Raw genomic sequence first — 12,188 nt, 5'->3', positions numbered from 1 at the left:
CTGATCCACGGGCCCGAACCGGCATACGTAACCCCCAATAATCCTTCGGCCATGTGCGATGTACCCGGCCATACGGACAAAAACTGGATCGAATACCACATCTGGCAGCTCAAACCGGTTTTCCATGAATTCGAGGACATCATCATGTGTGTCAAAACCGGAATGTTTGGCCCATGGGGCGAACAGCACTCATCACCGTTGGCTCAGGATGTGGACGCCTACCGGAAGCTCTTGGATGCATACTTAGATGCGGTGCCCGATTCGCGTGCACTTTTAACACATGCGGGTGGATTCCTGGCATGGTATAACGAAACGTATGGTACTACTTATACCTTTACCAATATAGACGTTATGCCTTTTCCTCCAAAGGGCTCACCGGAGGCACGTTTTGGCTTTTTCAACGACAGCCATGCCGCCGGAGGTTGGACTGATAATGGATCGCTTTCCGAAGGTAGTTCCATGATCAACCGCAAATACGGTAATAGCACCTATGATCGTTATAAAGTTTTCACCTGGATCTATAAGCAAAACCAAATCTTTCAAGGAGAAGGCGGAATCGGTGATAATGTACATGGCAATATGCCGGGCGCTATCCTAGAAGCCCAGCAACTCCGGATAGCCGCCTTGAATATGAGACATGGCCGTTATACCCGGTGGAGTGATTTTATCTATAACGAAGCAAACGTCACGAAGCCGGTTCAGTTCCCAGCCAACGAACAAGAGCTCAATGGAAGGGCTTTCACCGGACCAACCAAAACGGCCGTCTTTGACCCGGTATATGACGGCAGGAACGGACTGGAGTACATGCGCGACCGGCTCGGATACCGGTTGGTGCTGCGTGAGGCCAAAGCAAGCGGATGGGTAAAGCAGAACGGTACCCTGACGTTCGAGGGAAGGATCCAGAACGTCGGTTTCGGCAATGTGGTCAACCGGAAAAACGTGTCGGTTATCCTGAAATCCAAAACCGGTTCCGGCACCTACACCGCACTTACCAACCTGGATGCCAGGGACTGGCTGGCCGATGAGAACGGAAACGGCCGGCCCGACAATACCGCTGCTTGGCGTGACCTGAACTTCTCGGTTGCGATGTCCGAATTTGGCAGCGTTCCCGCCGGAGATTACGGCATCTACCTGAAAGTCAACGATCCCAAAGAGCAAAGCGCCAACAGGCGCTGCATACGGTTCGCGAATAAGGGAAATAGCTGGGATGCTGACCTCGGTGCAAATTTAATTGGTTCGACAACGGTAAAATAGGTTAAAGGTGTGAAGCTTCCCAGATACCACAACAAAGTTTCTATGGAATAACTGGTATCATCAACGGGCCGTATACCCGAAAATTACGCAAACGTTTGATATTCTTGAACTATTGGCAGATTGACGCTTCTTTATTATCATTGCATGAAAGCACTTGCAATGCTCTACATTGCATAACAAATAACCAAGAAGTAAACAACTATCTGAATGGGCTACATCATAGCCGGGATGGGAAATATCTGATTTTACTAATGTTGGACAGATAATTTTTGACGTTATGAAAGTGTTCTTTCCCGGTACGTCGCGATTGGTTGCTATCGAGGCTTTATTCTACAGCTACTATCCACGGTTGTGCGATTTCTCTTTGCGTTTGATAAGAGATCCCGACACTGCGGAAGACATTGTTCAGGATGTTTTTGCTACTATCTGCGAAAGCCCTGAAAAGTTGCCAAATGAATCATCTAAAATCAAAAGCTTTTTGTACACCTGCGTTAAAAATGCCTGTTTCAATCGGCTAAGACACCAAACTATCGTTGACCGCTATAAGGAAAGCTATCTGCCACATCCCGACACCGACTCGGATATCATCGATCATATCATCCATGCTGAAATCCTCGGCGAACTGTATGGCGCAATCAATGCGTTACCAAAGGGGTGTGCTGCCGTATTCAGAAAAGGCTATCTTGAAGGATTGGACAACGCGGAGATCGCCAAGCAGCTAAACATCTCCATCCATACGGTAAAAAGCCAAAAACAACGGGGATTATCCCTGTTGCGGAAAAAGCTGAATCCGGAGGTCTACGGTTTAATCTTATTTATTATTGGAAACCAATAAACACCTCTTTTCCCAATAACGTTACAAAAATACACATCTTCCTTATCCCACTGATACGGATATTAGTTCGAGCCAGCATAAAACAACAGCATTTATAGTTGAAATTATATTTCTGTAATTCAGCCAGTTAATCTAAAAAAAGAACTGATATTATCCTGTTTACATTCTTTTTCCCTGCTGAAGTTTCCTAAGGGAACAAACAGGATAACAAGAATGTACGAGAATGCCATCCATATTGGACAACTAATCGTGAGGTACATTAAAGATGAGCTAACTGACGAGGAGGCAAAGATGCTAGCTGATCTCGCCCGTCGGGATGAAAATATCCAACGAATCATCGATGAATACAAAGACACGGTCAATGTCCAAAAGCGTTTGACACAGCTATCAACTTTGGACACGGTTAATGCCTGGAAGAACGTTACGCGTAACGTACGAACAAGGAAAACCTCCTTTGCCTATTTAAAATACGCTGCAGGAATTTTGCTACTGATCACTACTGCGGTATGGCTATTGGTATTCCGAACGAGCCTGCGTTCACCTGTAAATATCACGACTCCCCCGGCTAATGACGCGCCCCCAGGCGAAAACCTAGCAACGCTGACATTGGCCAATGGCAAGAAAATAGCGCTTGGAAACGGTAGCGTCGAAGTTCAGGAGGTCAATGGATCGACGGTGTATGGTAAGAAGGGAGAGCTGGATTATTTTTCCTTTGACAAGCAAAGAGCAAAACACACATCCGCGCCGATGAATGTCCTTGTTGTGCCCAGGGCCGGAAAATATCGGCTGATACTCCCCGATAGCTCCGTAGTTTGGCTTAACTCCCAATCTAAAATCGAATTTCCGGCAAGCTTTTCGACAACAGAACGGCGGGTAGTTTTGTATGGCGAGGCGTATTTTGACATCATCAAAGATCCCGAAAGGCCCTTCAAGATAAGTGTAGGCGACCAGGAAATAAGAGTACTTGGAACAGCTTTCAATATATCCGCTTATGAAAGTTCACACGTACAAACAGTGGTAGTAAATGGGAGTGTGAGCGTAAAGGCTGGAGGGCATACAGCCGTAGTAGAAGCTGGGTTTGCCGCAACCTCCCATTTGTCAGAAATCTCGGTACATACGGCTAATATCGAAAAGGCACTCGCCTGGAAAAACGGATATTTCTTTTTCAGCGAAGATAGTCTGAGCGAAATCATGGAACAGTTAGCCCGTTGGTATGACGTAGAAGTGACGTATGATGTACCGTTGCCACCTGATCGGTTTGGCGGAAGCATAAGCCGTGATATGAAGTTGAGCCAGGTACTGGAAATGCTGGAAGAGATAAGCGGCTTGTCATACGAATTCAACGGCCGAAAGTTGACTGTAAAACAAAGTAACCATTAAGTAACGAAGCCTATGGAAATATAACGTACTTAAAAAAAACCGGTGGTGGCCTTAACACCACCGGAAATAGGCGGAAAAATCCGCACATCCGTTGAATCGAAACACTGATCTTCAATCCTAACAACTGTAAAATTATGAAAAATTATCGTGATGGCAAGGGGGAATGCCTCTCCTTTAACGACAGACCTACTGCCATTTATTCATTTTTGATGAAAGTGATACAAATAACTACTGTGCTAATCGTGACCCTTTCAACGTGCATCTATGCTTCGGGGAGGGCACAACCTGTGACGTTAGACGTAAAAAAAGGCACGCTAAAACAGGTTTTCAATGAGATCAAGGAACAGGGCGACTACTACTTTCTGTATAACGAGCGTCTGATCGAAGGGAGAAGTGTGGTGAACTTTATCGTAGTAAACGAAAATATTGAGAAGGTCATGGAGAAATTACTTGCCAACTCAACGCTGGACTTCAGTATACGGGGAAAGAATGTCACTGTATTCGAGCGAAAGGATACCCGAAATAACGTCCACAACGACCGTAATCTAGCAACAAAGCAACAAACCGCCATTGCCGGACGTGTTACCGACGCAAACAACACACCACTCGCGGGAGTAAGTGTTTCGCTCCAAGGAACACGTGCCGGGACGGTTACGGACGAAAACGGGGATTTTTCTATTCTGAATAATTCCGGTGCGAAAATAATCGTCTTTAGTATGCTAGGTTATGTAACCAAACAACTGGAAATAGGAACCGGACGTCTGAATGTTGTGTTGGAGGAAGAAAGCACCACGCTCGACGATGTGGTGGTTGTCGGGTATACCTCCGTAAAAAAGTCTGCATTGACAAGCTCGGTGGTTACGCTGCAAAGCGAAGAAATTACCGGAAATGTTACTCCTGACCTTGGCGCCATGTTGCAGGGTAAAGTAGCCGGCCTGACGGTTACCAACAACACCGGACAGCCCGGCACACCGGCCAATATAATTGTTCGCGGTGTGGGGACGATTACCGCCGGACAATCTCCCCTCTATGTTGTGGACGGTATCCCCGGAGGTTCATACAACCCGAACGACGTTGAAACCATTACCGTGCTGAAGGACGTCGGTTCAACGGCTCTTTATGGAGCAGACGGCGCTAACGGCGTTGTGGTGATCACGACGAAACATGGACGGCGCAATCAGGCGCCTGTGTTTACGGTAAGAGCGAACAGCGCCATAACCCAACCCATATGGGGAAGGTTCAAGGTGGCTGACAGCAAAGAGTTATATGAATTTTATGAGTCGCTGGAAATTCCAAATTTTGAGGCAGAATACCCGCGGTCGCTTCTGGACAGGGATTTTGACTGGTTAAATGAAACCTACCACAATGGCCATGCGCAGGAAATATATGCAACTGCTACGGGCGGAACGGAACGGACAACGTACATGGTGAGCCTGAACCATTACAACCAGGCGGGGTCATTGGACCACACATTTTTCAAGCGTACAAACGCACGCCTGAATTTCACTACACAACTCGCGTCTACGCTTGATTTGAGCGTTCGTATGAACATGAGCGAGAACTCAAGGGGCGAGGAATGGGGGCATCCTGTTCCGGAAATGGCTTATCGCGGTTTTCCATGGGATCTTCCATTCGATGAAAACGGTGTTCCTATTGATATAGCCAATACGCCGGTATCGGAAATGGAATGGCATTATGCAAACCGTCAAAATCCGTTTCACGGTCAGCTGTACAACTACGACAAATCAGGCGGTGTCGAAATGGGGCTTGATTTTGTAGTCAACTGGAACATCCTGTCCTGGCTGACGGCAACCAACACGACCCGCCTGGGAAGAGAAACAGGCTGGAGCAAGCAGCATTACGATGCCCGCGACAACAGTCAGGTACACGCTGGTGCTACACTAGGCAATCGAAATGTAGAAGAAGTCGGTTATCCGTTGCCGAGCTATCGAAATACCACGCTGCTGAAAGCTAACCATACGATAAGTAGCCATACATTAGGCGCCGTGTTGGGGTATGAGATCAGTGAATCCAAGGGAACTTACCAGATCGGTGTGAGCGCCAATGGACAACCCAGCGGTATGGATGTCATATCGACGGGAACTGTATCATCCATGCGCATAACGGACGGATTTGCCACTCCGAGCGCCAGCTGGTCTGCTTTCGGACAATTAAGTTACTCGTATGCAGATAAGTATTTAGTCAACGCTACGTTCCGTGCCGATGCAAGCACCCGGTTCGCTCCCGACAACCGTGTAGGTTACTTCCCTGCCGTGAGCGCAGGCTGGGTGGCATCGGATGAAGATTTTCTGAAAGACAATCCTGTGCTGACATACCTGAAAGTACGCGGAAGCTACGGGTTGACAGGCAACTCCAGTATTGGTGATTTCCTCTTTTTGGACACGTACCGGTTTGGCTCCACCTATTTAGGAGTTCCGGGTGCTCAGCCGTCGCGGCTTGCCAATCCTGAGCTCGGATGGGAGTCTGCCACCATGCTGTCGAGCGGTATCGACTTCACCCTTTTCAACCGGGTTGAAGCAAGCATAGACCTTTACAAAAATGTCAACAAGGATCTTCTTTTTGCCGCGCCTGTGCCGCCCAGTACAGGCTTCTACAGCTATACGCGCAATTTGGGTTCAGTGAGCAACAGAGGACTTGAATTTCAGGTGACCTCCACCAATATCAGGACCTCGGACTGGAGATGGGAAACATCTTTCAATATGTCATTCAATAGAAACCGGATAGAATCACTGCCCGGCGAAGATCCTGATAATCCTGGAAAAGGAGCGCCCATCATGGTTGGTTCGGCAGACTCACATCGGCAACGGATGGAGGAAGGACACGAACTTTATAGCTGGTACGTGAAGACATGGAAGGGAGTAAATCCTGACGATGGCGCACCCCTGTGGTGGGGCTATTTGCGCGACAGCGAAGGAAACCTTACTGAAAATGAAGGCCTTACATCAATATACGATGATGCCATGCCGATGTGGCATGGTACAGCGTCACCCAAATTTACCGGAGGCTTAATTAATACGGTATCCTGGAAAGGATTATCGTTGGGCGTCAATATTTACTTTGTATATGGCGGTATACTCAATTCAAACGGTTTTCAGAGCGACGCCAGCGGTTTGCAATACAACATCGCATCGATGGACAACGGCTTGGGATGGACCCGGTGGAAGCAACCGGGCGATATAGCGGATTTCCCAAAAGCCATCCGGAATAATCCTTCCCAGTCGGGATTACCATCGAGTCGTACGCTTGTAAGCGGAAGTTTCCTGCGTGTCCGTAATATTAGTTTAGGGTACGCGCTTCCGGCAAACCTGTTGAGCGCCGTAAGGCTTAAAAGCGCGCGCATAACGTTAACAGGTGACAATCTGTTTACCATCACTAAATTCCCGGGAGCCGATCCCGAAACCCACTTGTCTTCATCCGGTATCAATAGCGTCGCAGGGGTTGTAGGTATGCGCTATCCCCTCTACCGTGCGTTCGCTCTTGGATTAGATATAAGTTTTTAATAAACATCATTAAAGCATTATAAGACATGAAAAAGATAATCTTGATATCCATTGCAGCAATTTTTTCCAGTGTTCTGTCTTCCTGTATAAAACTGGATTTGCTGCCCGTGGATCAGCTGACTTCAGCTGCATTCGAAAAGGATCCGTCCGGAATAGAATATGCTACCATTGGCGCTTATCAGTGGTTTTTTGCTGCGCGTTCAAACCCCACGATGCCCGGCGGATCGTCCAGCAGAACCCGTTATATAAGAAACTGGTTCCAAATGAGCGAATTCCGGGGCGACAATGTTTTTATCGCGGGAGCTACCAGCGACCCATTTATGAAATCGTATGACTACAGGGATGTCTCATTCGACGAAACGGTTCGCTATATGTGGTATTGCTCGTATTCTATCCTCAACATCGTGAACACAAACATTGGCGTCGGTACGGAGGGACAATCCCTGAGAGACGATCATATACTGGGCGAGAATTATTTTCTCCGCGCATATGTATACCTCAATCTTTGCGATCTCTTTGCGCGACCGTATGCTCATGGTGCGGACAATCCGGCTGTGATACTTCGCACCGAGAAGCCTTATGAAGGAGAAGTTGTCAGGGCGTCTATCGGCGAAATATACGCGCAGGTAGAGAGCGACCTCAAAAAAGCCATCGAATTGATGGGACAGGATTATCGTCGTGACAATAACGGCGGTTACGCCTGGAAAGGTGCCGCACAGGGCTTGTTGTCAAGGTTGTACCTCTACATGGGCAGGGATCAGGACGTTGTCAATACGGTGAACGAGATGCTTGCAGGAGCAAGTCCGGCAGATGTGCTCGATCCCGATCTCGCCACCTATTTTACAAGGACGCAGACTTCGCGCGAAACGCTCTGGTGTATCGCATTGTTACCACCCGAAACCATGGGAAACAGTTCGGTAGCATCCATGTACTTTCAAGCTCCCAACGGTGCCGGGTGGGGACAGATCTATACATCTGACCCGATGTACAAACTGTTCACCCGTTATGCCGACGACGATATTCGCTGGCGGAGTTTCCATCAATTCCCGTCTCCGGCTGCACCTGCTCCAGCCTTTCAAGGTGCACCTGTAAAAGGAATGGCCAGTTGGCCCATTCGTATTGGTAATGACCCTTCTTATGTCACTTATGGGTATGAGTATCGTTATTTAGCTGAAGACGAAGGCGGGAAGTACATTATTTTTATGAACAAACTAGATCCGGCTGACCCGAATAACCCGGTAGTCTTGGAAGAGAATTTTTTTCACGACACGAACGCAAAAATCTATATTAAGGAGAAAATCGTAAACACGTATCCTGAGTATTATATCACATACAATGGAGCAGATATTGACGTTGTTGTCACACCCCCCGCAGACGTCCGGTTCTCGTACAGAAAAATCTTTAACACCAAATTTTCGTGGCAAGATGGCGATCCCATGCTGTGTTCCATGCCGATGATCCGTTGGGGCGAAGTGATATTGAACCGTGCCGAGGCGTATGCAAAGTTGAACAACCCTGAAGCCGCCCTGGCTGATGTGAACGCGATCCGTACCCGTGCGGGCCTTTCGGGCGATCAATTGATGACGACTATCAATATGGGCCCGCGCGGATATGAGACAATTCTTGACGTTGTTCTTGACGAACGCCGCCTTGAGCTTTGCTACGAAGGTTTCCGCTATAAGGATGTTTTCCGCAATCAAAGGCCTTTGGATCGCCGGTTTGCCGGTTCGCACATCTGGGAGGTGGTCAACTGGGACGACCCGCGGATACCGCATCAGATTTCGGAAGATGAGATGGTGCTTAATCCGGGTGTTGTGCGTAACCCGGGCAAACTCTGATCAGGGCGAATGTTTGAATGCCGGAAATCACGTTCTTTGGTAGAAACCCTACCAAAGGACTTGATCTTCCGAGCGTTTTAAAAATATCAAAAAAGAATCAGATGAAAGCAAAATTGACATCTTTAGTTCTTGTTTTTTGTTGGGTTGCCAGTGAGGTAAACGCCCAGGCACCCCTTGTGTTACAATCGCTTGACTATACAGAGAATCCCGTTGATATTCCGAATCCGGACAGGGGACCCTATCGGGGCCGGTGGCAGCGTGTCGCTACACATTTTGGTACTACACCCGAAGTGGATCACCTGGTTCCGGTTGACGCCCACGATGTGCTATTCCATGGAGCGACGTTGGTGGGACTCGCAACACTCGGTACCGTGGAGGGCGATGATATCGAAGAGACCCAGTTTTTTAATGGTCAAAATATAAGCCCGAACTACGCAGGTGGTACCGGGGTGTCTGCCCTTCCTTCCATATCTTTCATGGGATTTGACTTGGCACGCTTTTCGTCAAACGCATTCCTTTCGGCAACAGGTGCTTTAGCTTACCAAGCGGATGGATTATTTGAAGATCCTGTCAGCGGAGCCCCGAGAACAGGAAAAACACAGCCCTTAACCAACTATGCGCTTGATTACATCAGGGGACTGCTCCAGAAGGTAAGGGACGGTAACGGTGTCGCCTTTGTGAAATTCTCGTATGACGGAAATGGGTTCAATTACCTGGAACCTTCGAGGTACCCCCACTTGAATCTGCGCGAGGGACTTATTCATGGACCCGAACCGGCATACGTAACCCCCAATAATCCATCGGCCATGTGCGATGTACCCGGCTATACGGATAAAGACTGGATCGAATATCACCTTTGGCAACTTAAGCCGATTTTCCATGAATTCGAAGACATCATCATGTGTGTCAAAACGGGTATGCTGGGTCCATGGGGCGAACAGCACTCCTCCCCAATGGCACTGGATCCGGAAGCTAATAAGAAACTTTTTGATACATTTTTAGACGTTGTTCCCGATTCGCGTCTTCTGTTAACAACGCAGCGTGTATTCTTATCGTGGTATAACCTTACCTATGGTACCACGTATACGGTTATAGACTCCATACCTGTTCCGCCCAAAGGCTCACCCGAGGCGCGTTGGGGATATTTCGATGACAGTTATGGATCAAATTATACGAACAGTGGCAGATACCGTACCCCGGATGATCGTTATCGATTTTTCAACTGGATACATAGCCAAAACACGATGACCCAAATAGAAGGCGGGATCGGCGATAATATTTTTGGCCATATGCCGGGTGCTATCCTAGAAGCCCAGCAATTCCGGATAACTGCTGCAAATATGCGCCACGGTAATTATTCGCGGTGGAGTGACTTTATCTACAATGAGGCAAACGTCACTACGCCGGTTACGTTTCCGGCATCAGCCAGTGAGACATCCCCTCCTTTCACCGGACCAACCAAAACGGCCATCTTTGACCCGGTATATGACGGCAGGAACGGACTTGAATACATGCGCGACCGATTCGGCTATCGGTTGGTGCTGCGCGAGGCCAAAGCAAGTGAATGGGTAGAACGGCGGGGTACCCTGGCTTTCGAAGGGAAGATCCAGAACGTCGGGTTTGGGAATATACTCAACCGGAAAAATGTGTCGGTTATCCTGAAATCCAAAGCCGGTTCCAACGCTTACATTGCACGTACGGACCTTGACGCCAGGGATTGGCTGGCTGATGAAGGGGGCAACGGCAGGCCGGACAATACCGCTGCATGGCGTGATCTGAACTTTTCGGTTGCGATGTCTACTTTGGGAGACGTTCCCGCCGGCAATTATGATATCTACTTAAAGATCAATGATCCCAAGGAAAAGAGTACCAATAAGCGCTGTATACGGTTTGCGAATAAGGGAAATAGTTGGAATGCTGATTTGGGCGCAAACCTAATTGGTTCGACGACAGTCAGGTAGGCAGCAATAAACACGAAAGGCCCAATTATAACTTATAATCAAATGAAAACAAAAACATTTTTTTTGTCTACTATACTGTGTATATGTGCTGTTGGTATCATCCATGCGCAGCCTGTAAATCAGCGGGGTGATGCAAGATTCCCCAATGAAACTCCGGGAATCAGAGAAGACAACGTACGTCTTGTCGACTGGCAACCCATCAGTAAACTGGTTGTCAAGGAAACCCGCGTGTACAGGGCTAAATTTCCCGTCATTGATATTCATAATCATCTGAGAAGAGGCTTAAACCCGAACAGGTTCAAAGAATATATGGAAGAGATGGACAAGGCTGGAGTATGGATGGTGGTTGATTTGGACGGAGAGTCGGCAGGCGATGGTTACAAGCAAAATTTAGCAGCCGCCAAAGGTCAGTCAAACGAACGATTTAAGGTCTTCTTTAGACCTGATTTCAGCAAGATCGACGAACCCAATTTTGGCAGAAATGAGGCAGCACGATTAGAAGCAGCCGTCAAGCAGGACGGTTGCCGGGGGTTAAAAATAAACAAAGGTCTCGGATTAGGTTACAAGGATAACACCGGCAAACACATTCCCGTTGATGATCCCCGCATTGATCCGATATGGGAAAAATGTGGAGAGCTTGGTATCCCGGTGCTGATGCACGTATCCGATCCGGTCGCTTTTCATGAAGGCCCGGTCGATCGCTACAACGAACGCTATGACGAATTGCAGACCATGACATCGTTTTATGGTGATGCATTTCCTTATTCGAAAGAAGAGATTATCGCACAGCGAAACAGAGTGATTGCCAAGCATCCCAATACGGTTTTTATTGGTGCTCATGTTTGCGATTTAGCGGAAGACCTCGGCCGCGTTGCCATGTGGTTAGATCAATACCCTAATTATTATTGCGAAATCAGCGCTCGTATCAATGAATTGGGACGTCAACCCTTTACGGCCAGGAAGTTTTTCATCGAATATCAGGACCGGATTCTTTTCGGCACCGATACAGCCCCGAATGCCGAGGCTTTTAGACTTTACTTTCGCGTCCTGGAAACCGACGACGAGTATTTTGATACCACTCCTGCTCATAAACTTCAAGGCAGATGGATGGTTTACGGATTAAATTTACCTGACGAAGTTCTTGAAAAGGTATACAACAAGAATGCATTAAAGATAATGGGTATGTATAAAGGAGGGGCATATTAAAATTAACGCATATGAAACCTGCCATGTCATCGCCTGATGCAAAAGGCGATGAAAATGCAGGTTCCATTAGACCATTAAGAACAAATTATTTTCTAATGAAAACTAAAACCATATTTACCGTTTCCTGTTTGGTTGCCGTCATCGTGGGCTGTCAGGCTCCGCTCGTACTGCAGCCGCTTGACTATACCGAGAA

At 47.8% G+C, this 12,188-nt stretch carries 7 protein-coding genes; all 7 read left to right on the top strand.

The features are described 5' to 3' along the window. Positions 1–1,254: DUF4832 domain-containing protein (locus IEX60_RS24420; RefSeq protein ID WP_188754016.1), on the top strand; the 1,254-nt coding region annotated here is incomplete at its 5' end. Positions 1,255–1,531: 277 nt separating this feature from the next. Beyond that, positions 1,532–2,089 (top strand): RNA polymerase sigma-70 factor, encoded by a 558-nt coding sequence (locus IEX60_RS24415; RefSeq protein ID WP_188754015.1) that lies wholly within the window; start codon positions 1,532–1,534, stop codon positions 2,087–2,089. A 213-nt stretch (positions 2,090–2,302) separates the two neighbouring features. Beyond that, entirely contained in the window at positions 2,303–3,469 is a 1,167-nt protein-coding gene (locus IEX60_RS24410; RefSeq protein ID WP_188754014.1) for a FecR family protein, read from the top strand. A 134-nt stretch (positions 3,470–3,603) separates the two neighbouring features. Beyond that, positions 3,604–6,990: a SusC/RagA family TonB-linked outer membrane protein gene (locus IEX60_RS24405; RefSeq protein WP_188754013.1), complete on the top strand. Its 3,387-nt coding sequence runs from the start codon at positions 3,604–3,606 to the stop codon at positions 6,988–6,990. Between the two features lie 26 nt (positions 6,991–7,016). Continuing rightward, entirely contained in the window at positions 7,017–8,828 is a 1,812-nt protein-coding gene (locus IEX60_RS24400) for a RagB/SusD family nutrient uptake outer membrane protein (RefSeq protein WP_188754012.1), read from the top strand. Between the two features lie 101 nt (positions 8,829–8,929). After that, complete coding sequence (locus IEX60_RS24395) at positions 8,930–10,789, top strand: DUF4832 domain-containing protein (protein ID WP_188754011.1); 1,860 nt, start codon at positions 8,930–8,932, stop codon at positions 10,787–10,789. Between the two features lie 42 nt (positions 10,790–10,831). Next, positions 10,832–11,995 carry an amidohydrolase family protein gene (locus IEX60_RS24390; protein WP_188754010.1) on the top strand — a complete coding sequence of 388 codons (1,164 nt, stop codon included), beginning with the start codon at positions 10,832–10,834 and terminating at the stop codon, positions 11,993–11,995. Positions 11,996–12,188: the final 193 nt, after the last annotated feature.

The sequence above is a fragment of the Parapedobacter defluvii genome, from assembly GCF_014642075.1.
In the GTDB taxonomy this organism is placed as follows: Bacteria; Bacteroidota; Bacteroidia; order Sphingobacteriales; family Sphingobacteriaceae; genus Parapedobacter; species Parapedobacter defluvii.
Note: the sequence above shows the minus strand (reverse complement) of the source record. Positions and strands in the feature narration are given on the sequence as shown.

What these genes read in the sequence shown, in the direction of transcription:
- IEX60_RS24415 (WP_188754015.1), top strand. Translation starts at nt 1,532, where the DNA reads ATGAAAGTGTTCTTTCCCGGTACGTCGCGATTGGTTGCTATCGAGGCT.
- IEX60_RS24410 (WP_188754014.1), top strand. Translation starts at nt 2,303, where the DNA reads ATGTACGAGAATGCCATCCATATTGGACAACTAATCGTGAGGTACATT.
- IEX60_RS24405 (WP_188754013.1), top strand. Translation starts at nt 3,604, where the DNA reads ATGAAAAATTATCGTGATGGCAAGGGGGAATGCCTCTCCTTTAACGAC.
- IEX60_RS24400 (WP_188754012.1), top strand. Translation starts at nt 7,017, where the DNA reads ATGAAAAAGATAATCTTGATATCCATTGCAGCAATTTTTTCCAGTGTT.
- IEX60_RS24395 (WP_188754011.1), top strand. Translation starts at nt 8,930, where the DNA reads ATGAAAGCAAAATTGACATCTTTAGTTCTTGTTTTTTGTTGGGTTGCC.
- IEX60_RS24390 (WP_188754010.1), top strand. Translation starts at nt 10,832, where the DNA reads ATGAAAACAAAAACATTTTTTTTGTCTACTATACTGTGTATATGTGCT.